Source organism: Agromyces sp. MMS24-JH15 (assembly GCF_043518605.1).
Lineage (GTDB): Bacteria > Actinomycetota > Actinomycetes > Actinomycetales > Microbacteriaceae > Agromyces.
Map to the genome: position 1 here is coordinate 3,824,373 of NZ_CP171358.1, position 23,150 is coordinate 3,847,522.

Sequence of the window (23,150 nt, forward strand, 5' to 3'; positions counted from 1 at the left end):
CGTCAACGGTAGTCGAGGCGCGGTCGCCCGGACGCCGGTCGATCCCGGGTCGGCGGCCGCTCCGCGGGGGCGCGGCCGCCTCCCGTTCGGCCTACTCCGTCGCGAAGTCGAGCTTCGAGTCGGCGACCGCGATGACCGACCAGACGCCGCCGTCGGCGTCGGTGAAGGCGTAGGCGGGCACCACGAGGACGCTCCCGTCGGGCTGCCACTGCGTCGCGAAGCCGAGCCGCGCGCTCACGATCTCGACGTGGTTCACGGGCCACGAGACCGTCTGCCCGTCGGAGGGCGCCTTCGGGGGCTCGGTCGGGGCGACCCAGGTCGCGGGCGTGTCCGACGTGGCGACGTCGCCCGGCGGGACGGGCGCCGACTCGGCCGCGCCCGAGGCATCCATCACCTCGGTGCGGGACGCGAGCGGCATCGCCGTGATCTGCGCGCCGAACCGCGGGTCGCTCAGCCGCTCGAACGCCGCCTGCTCGCTCACGATCGGGTAGTCGCCCAGCGGCACGAGCTCGGCGAGCGATCCGGACGCGCTGAGGATCCCGTCACCCGTGAGGTCGAGCCACCACGCCTGGTCGAGTCGCTGGCCGTCCAGGAGCGGCCAGGCCTGCGCCGACCGGGTCACCGCGCCCTCGTAGGTCTCGGACGTGAACTCGAACGCGCCCGGGTCGCGCCCGGCCGCCACGACGATGCCGCGGAGGGCGCCGATCGCGGCCTCGGCGGACGGGACCTCGCCCGTCGCCACGCACGCGCCGTCGGGGGTGTCGCACTTCCACGGGTTGATCCGCGGGTCGCTGTACGAGAAGCCCAGCGTCCCGTCGAGGCTCACCAGGAGCGACGGCGCGCTGCCGTCCTGCGGGCCGACGACCCAGGCGCCGTCCTTCAGCTCGGCCGGGCCCTCGAGCCCGAATCCCGCTGCGAGCGCCTCGACGGTCTCCGCGTTCGACGCGGCGGCCGCGTCGTAGCCGTACCCCGCGGCGGAGCCCTCGGCGGTCGACAGCCCCGTCGCGTGGAACGCGTTCCGCCCGTACCCGCCCGGGTAGATCATCGAGTCCCGCGCCTGCACCTTGGGGGCGGCGCCCGCGGCGGAGTCGGTCGCGATCTCCTGGGTCGCGCCGCTGCTTCCCGCGCCGTCGAGGGTGATCGGCGCCGCCGCCAGGTCGGAGGGCCCGCCGGTCGCGGCGCCGACGCCGTAGCCGACGGCGCCGACGACCGCGAGCGCGGCGGCCGCGCCGGCGATCGCGACCCAGCGGGGGCGACGCCGGGCGCGCTCGGTCGCGAGGTCGGCGACGGGGGCGGAGGTCTCGGGTTCGGCGTGCACCGGGGCATCCCCCACGCCCGGGGCATCCGTCGCGCCCGGGGCATCCGTCGCGCTCGGGGCATCCGTGACGCCCGTGACCGACGCGACCACCTCGTCGGCGAAGCCGTCGCGCGGCTCGACGCTCGCGGCGGGGTCGGCGGCGCGCAGCCGGTCGACCGGGTCGGCGTCGTGGCCGTCGGTGTGGTCGTGGTCGTCGGTGTGCATGGGGGTCACCTTCCTGGAGGGCGCTTCACCGTGGATATGTGCCGGGCGGCGCGAACCTTGCACCGGCGCGGACTTCACCGGCGGGCGCCGGATGGCCGCGGCGGCGCGCTAGAACGTCAGCCGAGCACCCCACGCCTCGCGGAGCCGCTTGCGCGCGCGCGACAGCGCGGCATCGGCGCCCGAACGCGAGATGCCGAGCACGTCGGCGAGCTCCTGCCCGTCGAGGCCCTCCCACGCGTGCAGGAGGAGAATGCGCCGGTCGCGCTCGCCGACGCTTCGGAGTGCCCCGCGCAGCTCGTCGTCGAAGAGCAGGCTGAGCTCGGGATCCTCGCCGACCCGGGGCGCGGATGCCTCGGGCACGTCCTCGACCGGCAGGTCGACGTGCTTGCGACGGTGGTTCGCGAGCGTGAAGCCGGCGGTGCGGTAGAGCCACGGCAGCACCGCATCGCGCGGCACGTCGTCGCGTCGGCGCCACGCCGTCGCGAAGACCTCGGCCGCGAGATCCTCGGCGTCCTGCCGCGGGCCGCGCCGCGCGAAGTAGCGGACGAGCGCGGTCGAGTGCTCGCGCGCGACGGCCGTGAACCAGGCGAGGTCGTCGGCCGAGGCCGGGGCGCCCTCCCTCGCCGGGGTGCCGTCGTCGGGCATCCTCGTCCCTTCGGTCGGTCCGGCATCTGCTGCGGTGCTCGCGGTCGTCACGTACTGGTTGTGTCGTGACTGCCGCGAGTCTTGCACGCAGGCGGCCGGATCAGTCGAACATCGGCGTCAGGAACCTGCGCTCGTAGCGGCGGAAGCAGCGGGTCTCGGCGCCGAACCGGTTCGCCTCGATGCACTCGGGGTCGGATGCCGCGGCGATCCGGTACCGCTCGTACTCGGCCAGCGAGGGGAAGGTGAACAGCGCGAACGCCTCGTCGCTGTCGCCCTCGCTCGGCAGGAAGTACCCGTGGTGCGTGCCGCCGAGGCGGTTCACCAGCCGGATCCACCGCCGTCCGTACTCCTCGAAGTCGGCGAGTGCGTGGGGGTCGACCTCGTAGCGGAGGTGGATCGTGATCATGCCTCCACGATCGCAGCCCGGCCGTCCCGGAGCGGCCGGGACGACTGCCAATCTCGCGCGGATTCGAGCCGATCTGCGCGGGCGCACGTCGGCTGGCGCCATGGCTGCCGGGATTCGACGGTCGCTCGATGCGAGGCGCGCCGGTTCCACCCGGCGTGCGGCGGGCCGACCCCTCGCGTACGCTGCCGTGTGACCGGCCGCGATCCGTGCGCCTGACGAGAGGTTCCCGGTGAACATCACCTTGCTGCAGCGGTTCGTCGCGCTCGACGCCGAGGGGCTGCACGCCCCGCGCGCCGCGAACGCGCTGGGCATCCCGCTCGCCTCGCTCTACTCGTCGATCGACAAGCTCGAAGCCGAGGTCGGGCACCCGCTGCTCAAGCGCGACACGTCGCCCTGGACCCTGACCCCGGCGGGAACCCTCCTGCTCGAGGAAGCGCAGCGGCGGATCGCCGCCGAACCCGCCCCGGCCGCGAAACCCGTCGTGCCGGCGGGCGGCAAGGCCAAGGCCTCGAAGGGCAAGGGTCGCGCGCCCAAGGTGAAGGGCCAGCCGAAGCCGTACAAGAAGCGCCAGGGGCGGTAGCTACCCGGCGGGCATGCCCACGGGCTCGGCCGGGGTTTCGACGGCCGGCCCTGCCGGGGTTTCGACCGCCGGCCCGACCGCGGCGAGGTACGCCTCCCGGAGGAGCGCGCTCGGGAGCGGGGCATCCGGATCGGGGCGCGGGATGCCCAGGTGCCGCTCCCGCAGTTCGTCCATCATGGCCGCGACCAGCTCGGGTCCGCCGTCGCGCAGCACCTCGGCGCGCACGCGCAGGCGACGGTCGCCGTCGCGATGCGCGAGCCCCCAGTTGCCGAGCGCGACCATGACCGGCAGCACCTCGATGCCGGACTCGGTCAGCGAGTAGGCGGCCCGCTGGCCGCGGCGCGCGTCGGCCCTCGTGAGCAGGCCCGCGTCGACGAGCTGCTTCAGGCGGCTCGCGAGGATGTTGCTCGCGATGCCCTCCTCGGAGCCCGACAGCAGCTCGCGGAAGTGGCGGCGGTCGCCGAAGATCAGGTCGCGCAGCACGAGCATCGTCCACGGATCGCCGAACACCTCGACGGCGGCGTTGATCGCGCAGCCGGATCTCGGGCGGGCCTCCATGGCGGCATCCTACTGCTTGTGGTTCGCAATCACTCGCGCTACCGTCGGGTCGACTGATCTCTGATCGCAACCACTCGAAGGGGCTCACGCATGTCGAAGGTCGTCGTCCAGAACTTCTCCGTCTCGCTCGATGGATTCGCCACCGGCGAAGGACTCTCGTTCGAGGCGCCGTTCGGCCACGCCGGTATGCGCCTGCACGAGTGGATGATCGCCACGAAGTACGGCTCGTCGATCGTCGGCGCCGAGACGGGCAGCCTGGGCGTCGACCACGCGTTCGCCGCACGGCACGACGTCGGCGTCGGCGCCGAGATCATGGGCCGCGGCAAGTTCACCCCGGAGACCGGCCCGTGGGAGGGCCTCGGCACCGACGAGGAATGGCGCGGATGGTGGGGCGAGAACCCGCCGTTCCACACGCCCGTGTTCGTGCTCACGCACCACCCGCGACCGAGCCTCGAGATGGAGGGCGACACGGTCTTCCACTTCGTCGACGCGTCGCCCGAGGAGGCGGTCGCGCTCGCGCGCGAGGCGGCGGGCGACCTCGACATCCGGATCGGCGGCGGCCCGACGATGGTGCGCGAGTTCCTCGCCGCCGGACTCGTCGACCTCCTGCACGTCGTGATCGTGCCGATCGTCCTCGGCCGCGGCGTGCGCCTCTGGGACGGACTCGAAGGGCTCGAGCAGGGCTACGCGGTCGAGGTGGTGGCGTCGCCGAGCGGAGTCGTGCACCTCACGTTCGAGCGGTGAGTGGACGGGCGATGGCATCCCGAGCCCGGCTTCCGGCTCAGGGCCGCGGCCGTGGCCGTGGCCGTGGCCGGAGACGCTGCCGCACGAGGTCGACCTGATCCTCCGCGATCGCCCACTCGAGCTCCGCCGTCGCGGTGCGGATCCGGAGGATCCCGCACGGGCCGGCGATCGGCGCGCGGTCGCGCTCCGACGGGCGACGGGATCCGTCGTCGATGCCCGTGATGCGCAGCTTCCGGTCCTCGAACTCGATCGCGTCGCGTCGGATCGTGGCGATGCCCGCCCGCCAGCCGACCGTGAACCCCGGCTGCCGACCCTCGACGATCCGGATGGCCCCCGCGAAGCGCTCGAACTGCGCCGGCGCCGCGATCCATCGTGCGAAGCGCTTGCCGAGCGGCCCGGTGGGGAGGAACACGGCTTCGAGCACCCATTCGAGCGGCCAGAGGAGGATTCGGAACAGGATGTCGGACATCCGGATCATTCTCGCGCCTCGGCCCCGGCCGTCCGCACCCTCAGCATTCTCCCCGCCTCCACGCAGCGTCGTGTCATCCGCGCCCGATACGGTTCCGATGTCCAGACCACCCGCTCGGAGCGTGCCATGACCGACGACACCACCCTGGGCCTCACGCTCAGCGGCGGGGCCGCGTTCGGTGCTGCCCATGTGGGCGTGCTGCAGGAACTCGCCGCACGCGGCATCCGTCCCGGCATCACCGCCGGCACGAGCTCGGGCGCGCTCGTCGCCGCGGCCTACGCCGCAGGGTTCGATGCGCAGCAGATCGAACGGGCCGCGCTCGCGTTCCGCTGGCGCGACATCGCCAGGTGGTCGTTCGCTCCGCGCCTCGGCCTGCTCGACACCCGCGCGGTCCACGACGGCGTGCGTCGCGCATACGGGCGCGATCCGCTCATCGAGGAACTCCCGCGCAGGTTCGGCGCGGTCGCGACCGACCTCCGTACCCGCCGCGTCGTGACGATCGATCGCGGGCCGCTGAGCGTCGCGCTGCGCTCGACGATCGCGGTGCCCGGGCTGCTTCCGCCCGTGCCGCACGGCGACACCTGGCTGGCCGACGGCGGCATGATCGACAACGTGCCGGTGGATGCCACGCGCGCGCTCGGCGCCTCCCGCGTGATCGTCGTGCGCCTCCACGCGAAGTGGGAGAGCGTGCGCATGATGCGCAGCACCGGTCGTACCGCGGACCTGGAGCGCGATCCCTCGGTCGTGCTCATCCAGCCCGAGATGGAGCGCATGGCGCAGTGGACGATGTCCGACGCGCCGCGCCTGATCGCCGAGGGACGCCGGGCTGCGGCGGCCGCGCTCGACGCGGCGGCACTCGACTGGGCCGCAGTGGATGCCTCGGCCCCGGGCCCCTCGGCGCCGCATTCGCACGCGGCGGACGTTCCCCGGCACGGGGTGCACCGCACGCCGCTCGCGGCTCGCCACCCGCGTTCCCGGGCGCACGCCGAGGCCCGCTGACCGACTTGTTCCCCCGGGCGTGCGCTCGGTAGCGTGACCCGGTGAGCATCCGCATCCCGACGCACCTCGCCGACCACGCGACCCCGGTGGATTCCGATTCCGATGACGGCCGCACCTTCGTCCTGCGGTCCTCCGCCGGCGCGGGCCTGTTCGAGATCCGCCACACGGGTGAGGTGATGCTCGAACACGGCCTCATCGTCGACGAGGACGCACCGACGCTCGTCGTCGCCCGCGCGATCGACACGGGCGAGGAGGTCGTGGTCTTCGATGGCGGACGGCACGGGTACAACGCGATGTTCGCCGACGAGTACGACGCGGACGAACTCGACGCGCGCCGTCCGGAGGCGTTGCTCGAGCGTGACGGGCACACCGTCTTCACCGTCGAGATCCGGCTGTTCGACAACATCGACTGGGACGATGAGGAGGACGAGTTCCGCGACGACGACGGGACGCTGCGCCTCATCACCGGCGAGGCGATCAGCCCGGAGCGCCTGCGCACCGACGGGTTCGATGCCGTGGGCATCGCGGTCACCACGGCGGACGGCCGGCGCTTCGACATCGTCGAGGAAGAACTGGCCTGAACCGATCCGGGCTGCCGGATTCCTCCCGTCGAATCGTTGGAGCCCTGCGAGGCCCGGATGCCGAGTCGCGGCTCCGCAGCGATCCCACCCGGTTTCGTCGGAATCGGCCGGTCGGCCGGAATGACCGGTGATCAGGCAGTCTGAAGCGGGCGAATCTGTGCGAGCTGACCCTCGATGGCGTCCTGCTCGATGTCGAGATCGAACCGCGTCTGAAGATTGAGCCAGAACTGTGCCGTCGTACCGAAGTAGCGTCCGAGCCGAAGCGCGGTATCTGCGGTGATCGCCCGCTTGCCGTGGGCGATCTCGTTGATGCGTCGCGGCGACACACCGATCGCCACCGCCACCTTGTTCTGGGTGATGCCGAGCGGCACGATGAAGTCCTCCATCAACACCTCGCCCGGGTGGACCGGATCAAGCCTCGCCATTGTCATCATCTCCTAGTGGTAGTCCACGATCTCGACGCCCTCGGGACCAGCAGCAGTCCAGACGAAACAGATCCGCCACTGGTCGTTGATCCGGATGCTGTGCTGTCCGATTCGATCGCCCCGGAGCGCTTCCAATCTGTTGCCTGGCGGTACACGCAGGTCATCCAGCACGGCGGCCGCATCGAGCATCGCAAGCTTGCGGAGGGCGACCCGCAGGATCGTCGGATCGAGCTTGCGAATCCGTTCTCGGTGCCAGAGCCTCTCGGTCTCCCGATCCGCGAAGGTTCTGATCACCATGCAATCGTATAACGCTTCGCGTCAATAACGCAATGCGTTAAGTAGAAATCCCCCGCGACCGATCCACGGACTCTCGGACGGGTCGGCCGACGGCGACGCCGATCGACGGGTCGTCCAGGTTGTGACGAGTCGCGGCATCGCCCGCGCCCGTCAGACGTTGAAGCGGAACTCCACCACGTCGCCGTCCTGCATGACGTAGTCCTTGCCCTCCATGCGGGCCTTGCCCTTGGCGCGGGCCTCGACGACGGAGCCCGTCTCGACGAGGTCCTCGAACGAGATCACCTCGGCCTTGATGAAGCCGCGCTCGAAGTCGGTGTGGATGACCCCGGCCGCCGCGGGGGCCTTCCAGCCCTTGCGGATCGTCCAGGCGCGCGACTCCTTGGGCCCGGCCGTGAGGTAGGTCTGCAGGCCGAGCGTGTCGAACCCGATGCGCGCGAGCTGGTCGAGACCCGACTCGTCCTGGCCGGTCGAGGCGAGCAGCTCGGCCGCGTCCTCGGGGTCGAGGTCGATGAGCTCCGACTCGATCTTCGCGTCGAGGAACACGGCCTCGGCCGGCGCGACGAGCGCCGCGAGCTCGGCCTTCTTCGAGGCATCCGTCAGCACCGACTCGTCCACGTTGAAGACGTAGATGAAGGGCTTCGCGGTGAGCAGGCCGAGCTCGGCGATGGGCGCGAGGTCGATCTTCGAGGCCGACAGCGGCGTGCCGCGCTGCAGCTCGTCGCGCGCGGCGACGGCGGCGTCGAGCACCGACGGGTCGAGCTTCCTGCCCTTGACCTCCTTCTCGTAGCGCGTGATCGCGCGCTCGAGGGTCTCGAGGTCGGCGAGGATCAGCTCGGTGTTGATCGTCTCCATGTCGTTCTTCGGGTCGACGGTGCCCTCGACGTGCACGACGTCGGAGTCCTCGAAGCCGCGCACGACCTGCGCGATCGCGTCGGCCTCGCGGATGTTCGCGAGGAACTTGTTGCCGAGTCCCTCGCCCTCGGATGCCCCGCGCACGATGCCCGCGATGTCGACGAACGACACCGTGGCCGGCAGGATCCGCTCCGAGCCGAAGATGCCGGCGAGCACCTGCAGCCGGGGGTCGGGCAGGTTCACCACGCCGACGTTGGGCTCGATCGTCGCGAACGGGTAGTTCGCCGCGAGCACCTGATTCTTGGTCAGGGCGTTGAAGAGGGTCGACTTGCCGACGTTGGGGAGGCCGACGATTCCGATGGTGAGTGCCACGGGCGACCAGTCTACCGGCGGCCGCCTGAGCGTTCGGCGGCGATGTCGGCAGGTGGTGAGAGAGTCTCACCATGAACCTCGAGGCCGCGCATCAGGAGTTGCGCCAGACCCGCCGGCTGGTCGTCGGCGACACGCTCGTGAGCGCGTCGGGCAGCACGTTCGAGATCGTGAAGCTCGCGCGCATCGGGCGGGGCATCCGCGTCGAGTACCGCACCGCCGACGGCACGCCCGGCCGGTTCACGGCCGCACCCGACGCGGTCAGCCGCGTGCTGGTCGCGCCGGGCGACCCGGTTCCGCACGCGGCGTGAGCGCGGCCGGCCCGTCGGGCGCGGCCTCCGCTTCGATGGATGCCCCACGCGAGGCATCCGTGTCGATGGATGCCTCGACCGGGACATCCGTCGCGCGCTGCCGCGGCACCCGCAGCGTGAGGGTCACGCCCGCGAGCACGAGCGCGCCGCCGATCGCGGCGGCGAGTTCGAGCGACTCGCCGAGGGCGACCGCGATCACCACCGTGAACACCGGCAGGAGGTTGAGGAAGATCCCGGCGCGCGTCGGCCCGACGCGCGCGGCGCCGATGTTCCAGAACGCGTAGCCGAGCACCGAGGGGAACAGCGCGATGTACGCGATGCCGACGACCCCGCCGAGGTCGGCCGGCGGCGTGAGCCCGGTGATCGCGACGACCGGCAGCATCGTCACGGTCGCGAACACCGCCTGGATCGCGGTCGAGGTCACCGGGGGCGTGCGCAGGCGCCGCGAGATGAGCGAGTAGACGGTCCAGGCGACCACGGATGCCACGACCAACAGGTCCCCGACGCCGAAGCCGTTCGCGAGCACGCTGCCGACGTCGCCGCCCGTGAGCACGATCGTCACGCCGACGAACGCGAGCGCGATGCCGACGCCCTGGATCCCGCTCAGCCGTTCGCGCAGCACGAGCGCGGCGCCGAGCGCGATCATCGCCGGGTTGATCGCACTGATGACCGACGCCGTGACCGCGCCGGTCAGGCCGAGCGCGGTGTACAGCAGCAGGGTGTAGCCCGTGAGCCCGAGCACCGACTGCAGCAGGTGCTGCTTCCACTCGCGCAGCGCCAGGCGCCAGTCGGGGCGCTCGAGCACCCAGGCCAGCACGACGAGCGGGACGGCCGCGAACACCCAGCGGAAGAACGTCAGCGACGCGGGCGGGACCTGGCTGCCCACGAGCGCGCCGAACACGAAGTTGCCGGCCCAGAACAGGTTCGCCAGCGCGAGGAAGACGTAGACCCGGGCGCGTTGCACCACGCAAGGGTACGTGGCACCTCGCGCGCGGCCGAATCCGGGCGGCTCAGGCTCCGAGCCGTGCCCGGAAGCAGCGCGTCAGGTAGGGCACGTCGACGTCCGACTCCCCCGCGACGTCCGGATGCCGGTCGAGCAGCGCCTCGAGCGCGTCGATCGTGGCCGACTGCGCCCCGGCCTCCGCGGTGATGAAGTACGAGCGCGATCGCACGAGGTCCAGGAACGCGGGGCGGGACATCCGCGCCGTCCACTCGACCGTGTGCTCCTCGAGGTCGCCGAACGGCCGGCCGACCGTCGCGTACGAGTCCCAGGTCGCACTCGCGTCGTGCCGCTCGTGCATGATCTCGCCGGCCTCACGCAGCCAGTCGACCCGGGTGTCGCGCGTGTTCCACACCAGCCCGAGGACTCCGCCCGGCTTCAGCACGCGCGCGATCTCGGGGATCGCGCGCGCCGGCTCGAACCAGTGCCACGACTGCCCCGCGACGACCGCGTCGACCGAGGCATCCTCGATGGGGATGTCCTCGGCCGTGCCGAGGATCCGCGGCACGCCGGGCACCTGCACCTCGAGCTCCTCGAGCATCTCCTCGACCGGGTCGACCGCGATCACCTCGCGGTCGAGCGAGACGAGGGCCTGCGTGAGCTTGCCCGTGCCCGCACCGAGGTCGAGGATGCGCGCGGCGTCCCCGATGAGCCACGACACCGCCTCGACCGGATACCCCGGTCGCGCGGAATGGTAGACGGATGCCACGAGCCCGAAGCTGCGCGCCTGGTCGATCGGCCCCCCGACAGCGGTCATGGGCCCATTCCATGCCCGCGCGGGGCATCCGTCAACCTTCGGCCCGCCGGGCGGCGGGGCGTCGCCGGCACGTCGGACGCTCGTGTCAGGATGCCTCCGTGCCAGTGGACTTCACCGCGATCGACTTCGAGACCGCCAACTCCTCACGTGCGTCGGCCTGCTCGATCGGACTCGTGAAGGTCCGCGACGGCCGGGAGGTCGACCGCCTCTACACGCTCCTGCGCCCGCCGTTCCCGCACGACGAGTTCAACGAGTGGAACGTGCGGATCCACGGCATCACCCCGGACATGGTCGAGGATGCCCCGGGCTGGGACCGCTTCCTCCCCGAGTTCCGGGCGTTCGCGGGCGACGACTGGCTGGTCGCGCACAACGCGGGCTTCGACACGGGCGTCATCCGGGGCGCGAGCGAGGCGTTCGGCCTCGCGGTGCCGGAGCATCCGTTCGTGTGCAGCCTGCAGGTCGCGCGCCGCACGTACACGCTCGACTCCTACCGGCTCCCGATCGCCGCGCGTGCGGCGGGCTTCGAGGACTTCTCGCACCACAACGCGCTCGAGGATGCCGCCGCGTGCGCGGCCATCGTCCTGGACGCCGCACGGCGGCACGACGCGGACGACGTCGGCCTGCTCGCCGAGGCGATCGGCGTGCGCACGGGCCGGATCGGCGGCGGGGTCGCGCCGGCGGCGGTCGCGCCGGCCTCGGTCGTGCCTGCCGCGGGCCCGCTCGTCGAGCACTGGCCCGCGCCGGGCGAGTAGCGCCGCCGTCCCGGTGGTCGAGTAGCGCCGCCGTCCCCCTGGTCGAGTAGCGCCGCCGTCCCGCTGCTCGAGTAGCGCCGCCGTCCCGGCGGTCGAGGAGCGCCGCCGTCCCAGCGGTCGAGTAGCGCCGTCGTCCCGGTGGTCGAGTAGCGCCGCCGAAGGCGACGCGTATCGAGACCCCCGCACCACCCACGCCCCCACCCACGCCCCCGATCCCCGGCCCGGCGCCACGCCGATGTCGGTGGCCGCTGCGACACTCGTGGACATGGAGATCCTGCTGCTCATCATCGGCCTCGTGGTCGGCGGCGCCCTCGGCGCGCTCACGGTGTGGTTCATCGCGTCCCGTCGCACCGGCGACGTCGCCGACCCGGCAGCCGAGTCGCCCGCGCTCGTCGAGGCCCGCCACGAGCAGGCGGTCCTTCGCCTTCGGGCCGACGCCGACGCCGCGCTCGCCCGCCTCGCCGCCGAGCAGCAGGAACTGCAGTCGCACCTCCGCGCCGAGCTCGCCGCGCGCGAGGCCGCGGTCGCCGCGCTCGAGGTCCAGGTCGAGCGACAGGCCGTCGAGCACCGCGACTACGTCGCGCAGCAGCGCGCCGACCAGGCCGAGCGCACCGATCGCGAGCGCCGGGAGCAGGCCGAGCGCACCGAGCGCGAGCGCCAGCAGAGCGCGGTGCTGCAGGCCCTGAGCCCGGTCCGCGAGACGCTCCAGACCATGCAGCAGAAGGTCTCCGAGCTCGAGCAGCAGCGCAGCGCGCAGTACGGCTCGCTCGCCGAGCAGCTCAAGCAGGCGCAGCAGAACGACGAGCAGCTCCGCCAGACCACCGAGTCGCTCGCGAGCGCGCTTCGGTCGAACAGCACGCGCGGCGTGTGGGGCGAGACGCAGCTCCGGCGGGTGGTCGAGGCCGCGGGCCTGCTCAACCACGTCGACTTCAGCGAGCAGACGAACGTGACGACCGACGTGGGCCGCGGTCGGCCCGACATGGTCGTGCACCTGCCCGGCGGCAAGTACATCCCGCTCGACTCGAAGGTGCCGCTCGGCGACTACCTCGAGGCATCCGCGATCCCCGAGACCGCGACCGGCGACGAGGGCGCCCGGCGCAAGACGCTGGTCGACCGCCACGTGAAGGCGATGCGTTCGCACATCGATGCGCTCGCCAAGAAGGGCTACTGGACCGGCCTCGAGAGCCCGGAGTTCGTGATCGCGTTCATTCCGAACGAATCCCTGCTCTCCGCGGCGCTCGAAGCGGACGCCGGGCTGCTGAACTACGCGTTCGAGCGTCGGGTCGCGCTCGCCTCCCCCGTCAACCTCTTCGCGGTCCTGAAGACGATCGACTACGCGTGGCAGCAGCAGGCTGTCTCGGACGAGGCGAAGAAGCTGTTCGATCTCGGCAACACGCTGTACCAGCGCATCGGGGTACTCGCCGGGCACGCCGACTCGCTGCGGAAGGCGATCGAGCGCACGGTCGACAGCTACAACAAGTTCGCGAGCTCGCTCGAGTCGCGCGTGCTGGTCACCGCGCGCCAGTTCCCCGGCATCAACGAGCAGAAGCTCGAACTCGTGGCCGAACCCGCCCCCATCCACGAGCAGCCGCGGCGGCTCGCCGCTGCGGAGCTCGGCACCGGCGACCCGGTGTGGGACGACCGCGGGGTGCCGACCGACACGACGGGCGCCCCGGCGGCCGGCGACCCGTCGGCTGCTGCGGCCGAGGTGGTCCTGCTGGCCGATGACGCCTTCGAGGGCGCCGACATCGACCCCGATCTCCGCCGCACCACGGGCGCGTGATCGCGCGCCGAGCCTGACGCCCCGCCGTCAGTCGCGCGGCAGCTCCGGCGACTCGGCCCCCGCTGCCGCGCCCGCCCCGCTCGTCGCCGTGAGCTCGGCCAGGCCGTCGAGCGGGTGGGCGAGCTCGTCCTTCCCGAGCCGCGCGATCGCGAGCGTCGCGACCGCCAGCAGCGGCGGGATGAACGCCGCGATGAAGAACGCCGGGGCGATGCCGATCACCTCCCCGACGGGGCCCGCGACCGCCATCGAGACGGGCATGAGCGCGAGCGACACGAAGAAGTCCAGGCTCGACACGCGCCCGAGCATCGCGGGCGGCACGCGCCGCTGCAGCAGCGTCCCCCAGAGCACCTGCGCTCCGTCGAACAGCAGGCCGACCGTGAACGACGCGACCGCCATCACCCACAGCCACGACGTGACGCCGATCAACGCGAGCGGGAGGCATCCGAACCCCCACGCCAGGATCATGAGCGTGAGGTACCGGCGCGGGATCCGCAACGACGCCACCACGAGCGACCCGACCGCGCCGCCCAGCCCGAACGCGCCGAGCACGAGCGCGAAGGCGCCCGCGCCGCCGCCCGTCTGGTCGCGCACCGCGAACGGCAGGAGCACCTCGATCGGACCCATGATGAGGAACACGAGCACGATCGAGAAGATCAGGGTCGCCAGCAACCACCTCGTCGCGAGCAGGTAGGCGAAGCCGTCGCGCAGGTCGATGAGCGTCTGTCGGACGGGATGCACGACGACCTCGGTCAGGTCCCGCCGCACGGGCGTGGACCGCATCACCGCGAGCACGACGACCGCGCCCACCTGCAGCACCGCGACGACGGCGAACGCGAGCGACGTGCCCTGCAGCGCGATGAGCGCGCTCGCGATCGCGGGGCCGGCCGCCTGGTTCACGGCGGGCCGGAGCACGCCCTCGACGCCGTTCGCCGCGAGCAGCTGGTCCTCCGGGAGGATCGCCGGCAGCCAGGCGGAGTACGCCGGGTAGAAGAACCCGTCGGCGACGCCGAGCACGAACGAGAGCACCGCGAGGTGCCAGATCTCGATCACCCCCGTCGCGGCGAGCACCGCGGCGACCGCGAACGCGACGCCGCGGACCACCTCGACCGCGATCAGGATGCGCCGCTGCGGGATCCGGTCGGCCGCCACGCCGCCGAAGAGCACGGCGACCACGAGCCCGAGGCTCGAGCCGACGGCGACGAGCGACAGGTCGATCGGCGACCCGCCGAGCTGGACGACCTGCCAGACCGCGGCGACCAGCCAGGCGCCGGCCGACAGCAGCGATGCGGCGAGCGCGACCGCGAGCAGCCGGTACTGGGCGACGCCGAACGGGCGCAGGGCGCGCGGGAGCGTTCGGTCGCGGGTCATCCGCCCATTCTTCCCGACCGCTCACGCGAGCGGGCGACTGCCCGAGGTCAGATATCGGACGGGTCCAGCCATTTCTCGGCGAGGTGCTCGGCCTCGATGCGGCGCAGGGTCCCGGACTTCGAGCGCAGGACGACCGACTCGGTGCGGATGATCCCGCCCTCGCGCTTGACGCCGTTCACGAGGGCGCCGTCGGTCACGCCGGTCGCGACGAAGAACGTGTTGTCGCCGCGGACCATGTCGTCGAGCGTCAGCACGGCGTCGATGTCGAGTCCCGCGGCGATGCCGCGCTCGCGCTCGGCGGCGTCCTTCGGGGCGAGCCGGCCCTGCATGAAGCCGCCGAGCGCCTTCACGGCGCACGCCGTCGTGATGCCCTCGGGGCTCCCGCCGATGCCGACGCACATGTCGATCCGGGTACCGAGGCGAGCGGCGTTGATACCGCCCGCGACGTCGCCGTCGAGGATGAGCCGCGTCCCGGCCCCCGCCGCGCGGATGTCGGCGATGAGCTGCTCGTGCCGAGGCCGGTCGAGCACCGCGACCCGCAGGTCGCCGACGTCCTTGCCGAGCGCGCGCGCGAGTGCGCGGATGTTGTCGCCGATCGGCCGCTCGATGTCCACGACGCCGAAGCCCTCGGGCCCGGTGACGATCTTGTCCATGTAGAAGACGCTCGACGCGTCGAGCATGGTGCCGCGCTCCGAGACCGCGAGCACCGAGAGCGCGTGCGACCGGCCGGCCGCCGTGAGCGAGGTGCCGTCGATCGGGTCGACCGCGATGTCGCACGCGGGTCCCCGGCCCGAGCCGACGCGCTCGCCGTTGAACAGCATCGGGGCCTCGTCCTTCTCGCCCTCGCCGATGACGATGACGCCGTCGAAGTCGACGGTCGAGAGGAACGCGCGCATCGCGTCCACGGCGGCCTTGTCGGCGGCGTTCTTGTCGCCCTTGCCGATCCACGGCACCGCGCGAATGGCGGCCGCCTCGGTCGCACGGACGAGTTCGAGCGCGAGGTTCCGGTCGGGGTGGTGGAAGAGCGGGGCCGGCCCGTCGATCGTCGGTTCGTTCAGGGGGGCGATCGGCATCCGGGATCTCCTTCGTCGGCACTGCGTCGGCCCCGGGCGTTCGCGCCGGGCGACCGTTTTCCTTGTCAGGATACGAGGGAACCAGCCCTGCCCCCGGGGCAGTGGGGTGGAAAGTTCGTCGATTCTTAACGTGGCGGCAAGCCCGCCCCGGCGGGTGCGCGGCTCGTCGAGACGACCGGCGCGCGACCCTCCTGCGCGATCCACACGTCCACGGCGCGACCGGGCGTCGCCGCGTCGGACGCCGTCGTCGGCGCCCCGTCGGAGCGCACGCCGGCCAGCCGATCCGGCCCGAAGTCGAGGTCGGTGACCGCCGCGACGACGCAGAGCGCGGGCCCCGCGCAGAGGTCGTCGAGGTCGAGGAGCCGCCCCTCCTCGATGCCGGCGGCGGCGATCCGGGCCCGCTCGCCCTCGGACTGCGGCGCGAGGCGCGCGCTCATCGCGCCGCCGAGCACGCGCACCGCCGCCGCGGTGAGCACGCCCTCGGGAGCACCGCCGATGCCGACCACGACGTCCAGGTCGGTTCCGCGCCGCGCGGCCCGGAGGCACCGTTCGACGTCGCCGTGCTCGAACAGCACGACCTCGGCGCCGGCCGCCCGGGCGTCCGCCGCGTACGACGCGTTCCGCGGGCGATCCTGCACCGCGACCCGCACGTGCCCGACGGGAACCCCGCGCTCGGCCGCGATCGCGTGCACGAGGTCGCCGAGCGGGCGCTCGAGCGCGGCATCCGGATGCCACGACACGAGCTTCTCGAGATAGTGGGCCGGGCCCAGGTCGGCGAACCCGCCGCGCGGGACGAGCGATGCGACCGCCATGGCGCCCGCACGGCCCGCCGCCGCCAGTCGCGTCCCGTCGACCGGGTCGACGGCGAGGTCGAGTGCGATCCCGCCGGCGCCGAACTCCTCGCCGATGAAGAGCATCGGGGCCTCGTCCTTCTCGCCTTCGCCGATCACCACGCGACCCGAGCACGGCACGCCCGCGAGCGCCGCGCGCATCGCGTCCACGGCCGCGCCGTCCACGGCCACGCCGTCGCCCGACCCGACGAGCGGATGCACCGCGGCGGCCGCGGCGACGCAGGCCGCGGCGATCGCCTCGACGAGGTCCGTGGCGTACGCGGTCGACGGAGCCGGTCGGGGCGCCGCCGGCTCCCGCGTCGGAGACGGATCGGGGTCGGGCTGCGGGGCATCCATGACTCCATCCTGCCGCCGCCCGTGGAACGCCGCGCCCCGCTCGGTAGACTCGTCCGGAAGCCACCCATGTTCCGAAGGAGCCGTCATGCCCATCGCCACTCCCGAGCAGTACGCAGCAATGCTCGACAACGCCAAGGCGAAGGGCTTCGCCTTCCCGGCGTTCAACGTCTCGTCGTCGCAGACGCTGAACGCGGTGCTGCAGGGCCTCACCGAGGCGGGCGCCGACGGCATCATCCAGGTGACCACGGGCGGCGCCGACTACTTCGCCGGCCACACCGTGAAGGCGCGCGCCACGGGCGCCCTCGCCTTCGCGAAGTTCGCGCACGAGGTCGCGAAGTCGTACCCGATCACGGTCGCGCTGCACACCGACCACTGCCCGAAGCCGGCGCTCGCGGACTTCGTGCTTCCGCTCATCGCCGCCTCCGAGGAGGAGGTCAAGGCCGGGCGCAACCCGATCTTCCAGTCGCACATGTGGGACGGCTCCGCGGTGCCGCTCGCCGAGAACCTCGAGATCGCGAAGGAACTGCTCCCCCGCATCAAGAACATCAACGCCATCCTCGAGGTCGAGATCGGCGTCGTCGGCGGCGAGGAGGACGGCGTCCAGCACGAGGGCTCGAACGACGCGCTCTACACCACGCTCGACGACGTGGTCCAGACCGTCGAGGCGCTCGGCCTCGGCGAGCAGGGCCGCTACATCGCCGCCCTCACCTTCGGCAACGTGCACGGCGTGTACGCGCCCGGCAACGTGAAGCTGCGCCCGTCGCTGCTCAAGGAGATCCAGGACGGCCTCGCCGCGAAGTACGGCACCGGCCCGAAGCCGCTCGACCTCGTCTTCCACGGCGGCTCGGGCTCGACCGATGCGGAGATCGCCGAGGCGGTCGCGAACGGCGTCGTGAAGATGAACATCGACACCGACACCCAGTACGCGTACACCCGCGCGATCGCCGACTACATGCTGAAGAACTACGACGGCGTGCTGAAGGTCGACGGCGGCGTCGGCAACAAGAAGCTCTACGACCCGCGCGCCTGGGGCAAGGTCGCCGAGACCGCGATGGCCGCCCGCGTGGGCGAGGCGACCCGCCAGCTCGGTTCGGCCGGCCAGTCGCTCAGCGCGTAGGCGACCGGATGTCGCAGGACGAGGCCGTCCCGGCGCCGGGCACCCCGGCGCCGGACGGCCCGCCCGCCACGCCGGCGTCGCCCGCTGAGCCGGCCGCGGCGCCCGCCACGCCGGCGGCGCCGCCCGCACCCCGGGCACCCGCACCGGTGCCCGCTCCGCAGGCGCCCCCGGTCGACGACCGACCCCGCCCGCGCTACGGCGAGTACGCCCCGCCGGGGTGGACGTGGCAGCCGCCCGGCGAGGCGTCGCCCGAGCGCTCGGCCTCGGCCACGACGCCCGCCGCCGCGGCCCCTGCGGCCGCCGCGACGCCGACCGACGCCGGTGCGACTCCGCCGCCGGCTCCCCCGTTCCCGGCATCCGCGCCCGATGCGGCCTCCCTCGAGGCGGCCCGGCCGCACCCCGTGGACCGGGTCGCGACGCTCTCGCTGCTCGTCTTCGGCGCCTTCGGCGCCTGGAACGCCGCGTCGAGCCTGCTGCTCCTGCCCGCGTCGTTCCGCACCGCGTACGAGCAGCAGGGCATCGGCGAGTTCACCGCGCCCGAGTGGATGTCGACGCTCACGTCGATCGGCGTCGTGGTCCAGCTCGCGCTCTACGCCGCGGTGCTCGGCTGGTCGATCCTCCGCCTCCGCCGCCGCCGGATCGCGTTCTGGGTGCCGCTCGCCGGCGGGGTCGTCTCGACGATCCTGCTGTTCGCGGTCGTCGCGATCGTGTTCCTGAACGACCCGACGTTCCTGTCGTACATGGACGGCCTGCAGGCCCCGTAACGGGCAACGGACACCCGACCTCGCGTCGGACACTCCTGAGCGGGTGTCCGGTGCGAGATCGGGTGTCCGATGCGGATGGGGTCCCGTCGCGTCAGCTGCGCCCGCCGCCCGACCGCGCGGCGAGGGCCGCGGCGAGCCCGCCGGGCACGGCCGGGAGTGCGGCCTCCTCGTCGTCGATCGGCGCCGAGAACTGCGCCTCGTAGAGCCGCGCGTACGCGCCGCCGGCCGCGACCAGCTCGGCGTGCGTGCCCTGCTCGACGATCGCGCCCTGCTCCATGACGATGATGAGGTCGGCATCCCGGATCGTCGAGAGCCGGTGCGCGATCACGAAGCTCGTGCGATCCTCGCGCAGCGCGTTCATCGCGTGCTGCAGCAGCAGCTCGGTCCGCGTGTCGACCGAGCTCGTCGCCTCGTCGAGGATCAGCACCGACGGGTCCGAGAGGAACGCGCGCGCGATCGTGACGAGCTGCTTCTCACCGGCCGACAGGTTGGATGCCTCGTCGTCGAGCACGGTGTCGTAGCCGTCGGGGAGCGTCCGCACGAAGCGGTCGACGTAGGTCGCCCGAGCGGCCTCGAGCACCTCGTCGTCCGTGGCATCCGGGCGCCCGTAGCGGATGTTCTCGCGGATCGTCCCGGCGAACAGCCAGGTGTCCTGGAGCACCATGCCCATGCGCGAGCGGAGCTCGTCGCGGGTCATCCGCGTGACGTCGACGCCGTCGAGCGTGATCCGCCCGCCGTCGACCTCGTAGAACCGCATGATGAGGTTCACGAGCGTGGTCTTGCCCGCGCCCGTCGGTCCGACGATCGCGATCGACTGGCCGGGCTCGGCCGTGAGCGACAACCCGTCGATGAGCGGCTTCTCGGGGTCGTAGCGGAACGAGACATCCTCGAACTCGAGCCGGCCGCTCGTCGCGCCCGGGCGCGCGGGCACCTCCGGGTCGGCCGACTGCTCGTCGGCGTCGAGCAGCTCGAAGACGCGCTCGGCGCTCGCGACACCCGACTGGAGCAGGTTCACCATCGCGCCCAGCTGGCTGAGCGGCTGCGTGAACTGGCGCGAGTACTGGATGAACGCCTGCACGTCGCCGAGCGAGATGGAGCCGGCGGCGACCATGAGCCCGCCGACGACCGCGATCGCGACGTAGACGAGGTTCCCGACGAACATCGTCGCGGGCATGATGATGCCGCTCACGAACTGCGCGCCGAAGCTCGCGCCGTAGAGCGCCTCGTTCTCGTCGTCGAACCGCGCGCCGACCTCGCGACGCCGGCCGAACACCTTCACGAGTGCGTGGCCCGAGTAGGCCTCCTCGATCTGCGCGTTCAGCGTGCCGGTCTTGGCCCACTGCGTCACGAACAGCTTCTGCGACCGCTTCGCGATGACGGTCACGATCACGAGCGTGAGCGGGATGGTCACGAGCGCGATGAGCGCGAGCACGGGCGAGATCACGAACATCATGACGAGCACGCCGACGACTGTGAGCAGCGACGTGAGCAACTGGCTCATGGTCTGCTGGAGCGACTGCGAGATGTTGTCGATGTCGTTCGTGACGCGCGAGAGGAGCTCGCCGCGCTGCATCTTGTCGAAGTACGCCAGCGGGAGCCGGTGGATCTTCGCCTCGACCTCCTCGCGGAGCGCGAACACGGTCCGCTGGGTGACGCCGTTGAGCACGTAGCCCTGCGCCCACCCGAACAGCGCGGACACGACGTACAGCGCGAGCACCCACGCGAGCACGGTCCCGAGGGCCGCGAAGTCGATGCCCTGCCCCGGGTGCAGGTTCATCGCGGCGACCATGTCGGCCTGCTGGTCGTTGCCCGACGCGCGGAGCCCGGCCACGACCTGCTCCTTGGTCGCGCCCTCCGGGAGCTGCGCCGAGACGACGCCCTCGAAGATGAGGTTCGTCGCCTGGCCGAGGATCTTCGGCCCGAGCACCGCGAGCACGACGCTGACGACGCCGAGCAGGACGACCCACACGATCGCCACGCGCTCGGGGTGGAGCCGGCCGAGCAGGCGCCTCGCGCTGCCCTTGAAGTCCTTCGACTTCTCGACGGGCATGCCCATGCCGCCCATCGGTCCGCCGCCCATGGGTCCGCGCCGCACGGGCGGGCGGGCCGGTGCGGCCGGCTGCTCGTCGGGCGCCGCCTCGGGCGCGCCCGCCGCCGACGTCGAGCCGGTCGGGGTGCTGTCCTGCTGCCCGCTCACGCGGCCGCCTCCTCTGCGCTCAGCTGGCTCTCGACGATCTCGGCGTACACCGTCGACGTCTCGAGCAGGTACTCATGGGTGCCGCGGGCGGTGATCCGCCCGTCCTCGACGACGAGGATCTGGTCGGCGTCGACGATGGTCGCGACGCGTTGCGCGACGACGAGCATCGTGGCGTCGGCGACGTCGCGCGCGAGCGCGGCGCGCAGGCGCGCGTCGGTCGCGGTGTCGAGCGCCGAGAACGAGTCGTCGAACACGTAGATCGGCGGGCGCTTCACGAGCGCCCTGGCGATCGAGAGCCGCTGGCGCTGGCCGCCCGAGACGTTGGTGCCGCCCTGGGCGATCGGCGCGTCGAGGCCGCCGGGCATCGCGGCGACGAAGTCGCGGCCCTGCGCGGTCGCGAGCGCGTTCCAGAGCTCCTCGTCCGAGGCATCCGGGTCGCCGTACCGCAGGGTCGACGCGATCGTGCCCGCGAACAGGTACGGCTTCTGCGGCACGAGCGCGAACTGCGCGTTGAGCACCTCGGCGTCGAGGTCGCGCACGTCGACGCCGCCGACGAGGACGGATCCGTCGGTCGCGTCGAAGAGCCGCGCGGCGAGGTTCACGATCGTCGTCTTGCCGGCGCCGGTCGCGCCGATGATGGCCGTGGTGCGGCCGGGCTCGGCCGTGAAGCTGAGGTCGTGCAGCACGGGCGCCTCGGCGCCGGGGTACGAGAACGTGACGTTCCGGAACTCGAGCGTGCCGGGCGTGGGGAGCGCGACGACGCCGTCGGCCGGGTCCGCGACCGAGGGCTCGGTCGCGAGCACCTGGCCGATGCGGCCGCCGGAGACCGCGGCGCGCGGGAGCAGGAACGCGATCATCGTCGACATCATCACGGCCATGAGGATCTGGATGAGGTAGCTGAGGAACGCGGTGAGCGCGCCGATCTGCATCTCGCCGGACTCGATCCGGAACGCGCCGAACCACAGCACGGCCACGCTCGAGGCGTTGAGCACGAGCATCACGATCGGGAAGACGAGCGCGAACAGGCGGCCGGCCTTCAGCGCGGTGTCGGTGAGCTGCGCGTTCGCGTCGGCGAAGCGCTCGGTCTCGACGCCCTCGCGGACGAACGCGCGGACGACCCGGATGCCCGTGAGCTGCTCGCGCAGCACGCGGTTCACCTGGTCGATCTTCACCTGCATCGAGCGGAACAGCGGCACCATGCGGCTGATGATGATGCCGACCGCGATGAGGAGCGCAGGCACGGCGACGACCATGATCCACGACAGCGTGACGTCCTCGCGGAGCGCGAAGATCACGCCGCCGATGCCGAGGAACGGCGCCGAGACGAGGATCGTCGAGCCCATGAGCACGAGCATCTGCACCTGCTGCACGTCGTTCGTCGTGCGCGTGATGAGGCTCGGGGCGCCGAAGCGGGAGACCTCCTGCTCGCTGAACTCGCCGACGCGGCGGAAGATCGCCTTGCGCACGTCGCGCCCGAACGCCATGGCGGCGCGGGCGCCGAAGTAGACGGCCGCGATCGAGCACGCGACCTGGACGAGCGTGACGCCGAGCATGATGCCGCCGAGCCTGATGATCGCCTCGGTGTCGCCCTTGGCGACGCCCTCGTCGATGATGTCGGCGTTCAACGCGGGCAGGTACAGCGAGGCGAACGACTGCGCGAGCTGGAAGACGACGACGCCCAGGAGCAGTCCCCAGTAGGGCCTCAGGTATCGGCCGAGGAGTTTCAGGAGCATGGTTCGGTCACCTTTCGAGGGTGGTGGGCGTCGGTGCGGGCGTGCGAGCGGATGCCTCGGTGCGAGCGGATGCCACGGGCCGTTCGATCCCGTGGACGACGAGGCTCGCGAGCTCGTCCGGCTCGAGCGCGAGCCCGCCCGCCAGGTGCGGCATGGCGGACGAGAACGCGATCAGGCGGATGAGTGCGAAGACCTTCGCCGGCGGCACGCGGAGCCGGTCGAGGTCGGGTTCGAGGAGTGCCTCGAGGATCCCGATGATGACCGACGCATCCGGGGCGACCGGCGGCCGTGGATGCGTGCCGAGCGAGTGGAAGACGCCGAAGATGCCGCTGAACCGGTCGCGGAAGCGGTCGATGACGAGTTCGAGCTTGAGTTCGAGCGGCAGGCTCGGGTCGATCGCCCGGATGGCCTCGCGGAACGGCCCGGGGTCGAGGAAGGCCTCGACCGCGGCGTCCACGATCGCCTCCTTGTCGGCGAACACGCGGAAGAGCGTGCCCTCGGCGACCCCGGACGCCTCGGCGATCTGGCGCGTGGTCACGTCGCGACCGTGCGCGATGAGCAGCGGCACGGTCGCCGCGGCGATCGCGGCCCGACGGTCCTCGACGGACATCGGCTTCGCGCGGGTGGTGCGGGCGGGCGTGGTCACGAGCGACGATCCTAC

25 protein-coding genes are annotated in these 23,150 nt (G+C 72.3%); 9 read left to right on the top strand and 16 right to left on the bottom strand.

All coding sequences use genetic code 11. From position 1 onward, the window contains the following. Window positions 1-91 precede the first annotated feature (91 nt). From ACDF64_RS17425 to ACDF64_RS17435, 3 genes are all read right to left on the bottom strand, one after another. Window positions 92-1,522 carry a hypothetical protein gene (locus ACDF64_RS17425; protein ID WP_394552607.1) on the bottom strand — a complete coding sequence of 477 codons (1,431 nt, stop codon included), beginning with the start codon at window positions 1,520-1,522 and terminating at the stop codon, window positions 92-94. Between the two features lie 108 nt (window positions 1,523-1,630). Then, window positions 1,631-2,167, bottom strand: coding sequence for an RNA polymerase sigma factor (locus ACDF64_RS17430; protein ID WP_394552608.1), 537 nt, complete (start codon window positions 2,165-2,167; stop codon window positions 1,631-1,633). A 100-nt stretch (window positions 2,168-2,267) separates the two neighbouring features. Further along, the gene (locus ACDF64_RS17435) at window positions 2,268-2,573 is read right to left on the bottom strand and encodes an NIPSNAP family protein (RefSeq protein WP_394552609.1); all 306 of its coding nucleotides are present in this window, start codon (window positions 2,571-2,573) and stop codon (window positions 2,268-2,270) included. Between the two features lie 229 nt (window positions 2,574-2,802). Between ACDF64_RS17435 and ACDF64_RS17440 the strand changes: the two genes are divergently transcribed. Next, entirely contained in the window at window positions 2,803-3,153 is a 351-nt protein-coding gene (locus ACDF64_RS17440) for a LysR family transcriptional regulator (RefSeq protein WP_394552610.1), read from the top strand. On the opposite strand, the gene ACDF64_RS17445 is transcribed toward ACDF64_RS17440, so the two are convergent. Beyond that, on the bottom strand, window positions 3,154-3,711 hold the full coding sequence (locus ACDF64_RS17445; RefSeq protein ID WP_394552611.1) for a winged helix-turn-helix transcriptional regulator: 558 nt from the start codon (window positions 3,709-3,711) through the stop codon (window positions 3,154-3,156). It lies immediately after the preceding gene. A 90-nt stretch (window positions 3,712-3,801) separates the two neighbouring features. Here ACDF64_RS17445 and ACDF64_RS17450 point away from each other — a divergent pair, with 90 nt between their 5' ends. Further along, window positions 3,802-4,455, top strand: coding sequence for a dihydrofolate reductase family protein (locus tag ACDF64_RS17450; RefSeq protein WP_394552612.1), 654 nt, complete (start codon window positions 3,802-3,804; stop codon window positions 4,453-4,455). A gap of 37 nt (window positions 4,456-4,492) precedes the next feature. Here ACDF64_RS17450 and ACDF64_RS17455 read toward each other — a convergent pair whose 3' ends face one another. Then, window positions 4,493-4,924 carry a hypothetical protein gene (locus ACDF64_RS17455; protein ID WP_394552613.1) on the bottom strand — a complete coding sequence of 144 codons (432 nt, stop codon included), beginning with the start codon at window positions 4,922-4,924 and terminating at the stop codon, window positions 4,493-4,495. A 126-nt stretch (window positions 4,925-5,050) separates the two neighbouring features. On the opposite strand from ACDF64_RS17455, the gene ACDF64_RS17460 reads away from it, so the two are divergent. Together ACDF64_RS17460 and ACDF64_RS17465 are read left to right on the top strand one after the other, a co-directional pair. Next, window positions 5,051-5,923 carry a patatin-like phospholipase family protein gene (locus ACDF64_RS17460; RefSeq protein WP_394552614.1) on the top strand — a complete coding sequence of 291 codons (873 nt, stop codon included), beginning with the start codon at window positions 5,051-5,053 and terminating at the stop codon, window positions 5,921-5,923. Between the two features lie 41 nt (window positions 5,924-5,964). After that, complete coding sequence (locus ACDF64_RS17465; RefSeq protein WP_394552615.1) at window positions 5,965-6,504, top strand: hypothetical protein; 540 nt, start codon at window positions 5,965-5,967, stop codon at window positions 6,502-6,504. Window positions 6,505-6,635: 131 nt separating this feature from the next. Here ACDF64_RS17465 and ACDF64_RS17470 read toward each other — a convergent pair whose 3' ends face one another. From ACDF64_RS17470 to ychF, 3 genes are all read right to left on the bottom strand, one after another. Beyond that, a complete protein-coding gene (locus ACDF64_RS17470; RefSeq protein ID WP_394552616.1) occupies window positions 6,636-6,938 on the bottom strand; it encodes a HigA family addiction module antitoxin in 303 nt (100 codons plus the stop codon). Between the two features lie 3 nt (window positions 6,939-6,941). Further along, window positions 6,942-7,223 (bottom strand): type II toxin-antitoxin system RelE/ParE family toxin, encoded by a 282-nt coding sequence (locus ACDF64_RS17475; RefSeq protein ID WP_394552617.1) that lies wholly within the window; start codon window positions 7,221-7,223, stop codon window positions 6,942-6,944. Window positions 7,224-7,376: 153 nt separating this feature from the next. Continuing rightward, complete coding sequence (gene ychF, locus ACDF64_RS17480) at window positions 7,377-8,450, bottom strand: redox-regulated ATPase YchF (RefSeq protein WP_394552618.1); 1,074 nt, start codon at window positions 8,448-8,450, stop codon at window positions 7,377-7,379. Window positions 8,451-8,521: 71 nt separating this feature from the next. Between ychF and ACDF64_RS17485 the strand changes: the two genes are divergently transcribed. Further along, entirely contained in the window at window positions 8,522-8,758 is a 237-nt protein-coding gene (locus ACDF64_RS17485) for a hypothetical protein (RefSeq protein ID WP_394552619.1), read from the top strand. On the opposite strand, the gene ACDF64_RS17490 is transcribed toward ACDF64_RS17485, so the two are convergent. Together ACDF64_RS17490 and ACDF64_RS17495 are read right to left on the bottom strand one after the other, a co-directional pair. Next, window positions 8,709-9,722, bottom strand: a complete 1,014-nt coding sequence (locus ACDF64_RS17490; protein WP_394552620.1) for a DMT family transporter — start codon at window positions 9,720-9,722, stop codon at window positions 8,709-8,711. The two genes, ACDF64_RS17485 and ACDF64_RS17490, sit on opposite strands and share 50 nt — an antisense overlap. Window positions 9,723-9,768: 46 nt before the next feature. Further along, a complete protein-coding gene (locus tag ACDF64_RS17495; protein WP_394552621.1) occupies window positions 9,769-10,515 on the bottom strand; it encodes a class I SAM-dependent methyltransferase in 747 nt (248 codons plus the stop codon). 98 nt (window positions 10,516-10,613) lie between these two features. Between ACDF64_RS17495 and ACDF64_RS17500 the strand changes: the two genes are divergently transcribed. Continuing rightward, on the top strand, window positions 10,614-11,267 hold the full coding sequence (locus ACDF64_RS17500; protein ID WP_394552622.1) for a 3'-5' exonuclease: 654 nt from the start codon (window positions 10,614-10,616) through the stop codon (window positions 11,265-11,267). Window positions 11,268-11,532: 265 nt separating this feature from the next. Continuing rightward, window positions 11,533-13,050, top strand: a complete 1,518-nt coding sequence (gene rmuC / locus ACDF64_RS17505; RefSeq protein ID WP_394552623.1) for a DNA recombination protein RmuC — start codon at window positions 11,533-11,535, stop codon at window positions 13,048-13,050. Between the two features lie 27 nt (window positions 13,051-13,077). Here rmuC and ACDF64_RS17510 read toward each other — a convergent pair whose 3' ends face one another. From ACDF64_RS17510 to ACDF64_RS17520, 3 genes are all read right to left on the bottom strand, one after another. After that, entirely contained in the window at window positions 13,078-14,418 is a 1,341-nt protein-coding gene (locus tag ACDF64_RS17510) for an MFS transporter (protein ID WP_394552624.1), read from the bottom strand. A 47-nt stretch (window positions 14,419-14,465) separates the two neighbouring features. After that, the gene (gene glpX / locus ACDF64_RS17515; RefSeq protein WP_394552625.1) at window positions 14,466-15,491 is read right to left on the bottom strand and encodes a class II fructose-bisphosphatase; all 1,026 of its coding nucleotides are present in this window, start codon (window positions 15,489-15,491) and stop codon (window positions 14,466-14,468) included. A gap of 125 nt (window positions 15,492-15,616) precedes the next feature. Then, entirely contained in the window at window positions 15,617-16,678 is a 1,062-nt protein-coding gene (locus ACDF64_RS17520; protein ID WP_394552626.1) for a fructose-bisphosphatase class II, read from the bottom strand. An 85-nt stretch (window positions 16,679-16,763) separates the two neighbouring features. On the opposite strand from ACDF64_RS17520, the gene fbaA reads away from it, so the two are divergent. Together fbaA and ACDF64_RS17530 are read left to right on the top strand one after the other, a co-directional pair. After that, window positions 16,764-17,795, top strand: a complete 1,032-nt coding sequence (gene fbaA, locus ACDF64_RS17525) for a class II fructose-bisphosphate aldolase (protein WP_394552627.1) — start codon at window positions 16,764-16,766, stop codon at window positions 17,793-17,795. Window positions 17,796-17,803: 8 nt separating this feature from the next. After that, on the top strand, window positions 17,804-18,559 hold the full coding sequence (locus ACDF64_RS17530) for a DUF6264 family protein (protein ID WP_394552628.1): 756 nt from the start codon (window positions 17,804-17,806) through the stop codon (window positions 18,557-18,559). Between the two features lie 91 nt (window positions 18,560-18,650). Here the strand turns inward: ACDF64_RS17530 and ACDF64_RS17535 are convergent, their stop codons facing one another. From ACDF64_RS17535 to ACDF64_RS17545, 3 genes are all read right to left on the bottom strand, one after another. After that, window positions 18,651-20,639 carry an ABC transporter ATP-binding protein gene (locus ACDF64_RS17535; protein ID WP_394555195.1) on the bottom strand — a complete coding sequence of 663 codons (1,989 nt, stop codon included), beginning with the start codon at window positions 20,637-20,639 and terminating at the stop codon, window positions 18,651-18,653. Window positions 20,640-20,752: 113 nt separating this feature from the next. After that, complete coding sequence (locus tag ACDF64_RS17540) at window positions 20,753-22,489, bottom strand: ABC transporter ATP-binding protein (protein WP_394552629.1); 1,737 nt, start codon at window positions 22,487-22,489, stop codon at window positions 20,753-20,755. A gap of 7 nt (window positions 22,490-22,496) precedes the next feature. Next, window positions 22,497-23,135, bottom strand: a complete 639-nt coding sequence (locus tag ACDF64_RS17545) for a TetR/AcrR family transcriptional regulator (RefSeq protein ID WP_394552630.1) — start codon at window positions 23,133-23,135, stop codon at window positions 22,497-22,499. Between the last annotated feature and the right edge of the window lie 15 nt (window positions 23,136-23,150).

Bases quoted from the DNA above. Each gene is read 5' to 3' on its own strand.
- ACDF64_RS17495 (WP_394552621.1), bottom strand. From the start codon at position 10,515: ATGACCGCTGTCGGGGGGCCGATCGACCAGGCGCGCAGCTTCGGGCTC.
- ACDF64_RS17460 (WP_394552614.1), top strand. From the start codon at position 5,051: ATGACCGACGACACCACCCTGGGCCTCACGCTCAGCGGCGGGGCCGCG.
- ACDF64_RS17510 (WP_394552624.1), bottom strand. From the start codon at position 14,418: ATGACCCGCGACCGAACGCTCCCGCGCGCCCTGCGCCCGTTCGGCGTC.
- ACDF64_RS17520 (WP_394552626.1), bottom strand. From the start codon at position 16,678: ATGGATGCCCCGCAGCCCGACCCCGATCCGTCTCCGACGCGGGAGCCG.
- ACDF64_RS17450 (WP_394552612.1), top strand. From the start codon at position 3,802: ATGTCGAAGGTCGTCGTCCAGAACTTCTCCGTCTCGCTCGATGGATTC.
- rmuC (WP_394552623.1), top strand. From the start codon at position 11,533: ATGGAGATCCTGCTGCTCATCATCGGCCTCGTGGTCGGCGGCGCCCTC.
- ACDF64_RS17535 (WP_394555195.1), bottom strand. From the start codon at position 20,639: ATGGGCGGCGGACCGATGGGCGGCATGGGCATGCCCGTCGAGAAGTCG.
- ACDF64_RS17435 (WP_394552609.1), bottom strand. From the start codon at position 2,573: ATGATCACGATCCACCTCCGCTACGAGGTCGACCCCCACGCACTCGCC.
- ACDF64_RS17445 (WP_394552611.1), bottom strand. From the start codon at position 3,711: ATGGAGGCCCGCCCGAGATCCGGCTGCGCGATCAACGCCGCCGTCGAG.
- ACDF64_RS17455 (WP_394552613.1), bottom strand. From the start codon at position 4,924: ATGTCCGACATCCTGTTCCGAATCCTCCTCTGGCCGCTCGAATGGGTG.
- ACDF64_RS17540 (WP_394552629.1), bottom strand. From the start codon at position 22,489: ATGCTCCTGAAACTCCTCGGCCGATACCTGAGGCCCTACTGGGGACTG.
- ACDF64_RS17425 (WP_394552607.1), bottom strand. From the start codon at position 1,522: ATGCACACCGACGACCACGACCACACCGACGGCCACGACGCCGACCCG.
- ACDF64_RS17530 (WP_394552628.1), top strand. From the start codon at position 17,804: ATGTCGCAGGACGAGGCCGTCCCGGCGCCGGGCACCCCGGCGCCGGAC.
- ACDF64_RS17485 (WP_394552619.1), top strand. From the start codon at position 8,522: ATGAACCTCGAGGCCGCGCATCAGGAGTTGCGCCAGACCCGCCGGCTG.
- ACDF64_RS17470 (WP_394552616.1), bottom strand. From the start codon at position 6,938: ATGATGACAATGGCGAGGCTTGATCCGGTCCACCCGGGCGAGGTGTTG.
- ACDF64_RS17430 (WP_394552608.1), bottom strand. From the start codon at position 2,167: ATGCCCGACGACGGCACCCCGGCGAGGGAGGGCGCCCCGGCCTCGGCC.
- glpX (WP_394552625.1), bottom strand. From the start codon at position 15,491: ATGCCGATCGCCCCCCTGAACGAACCGACGATCGACGGGCCGGCCCCG.
- fbaA (WP_394552627.1), top strand. From the start codon at position 16,764: ATGCCCATCGCCACTCCCGAGCAGTACGCAGCAATGCTCGACAACGCC.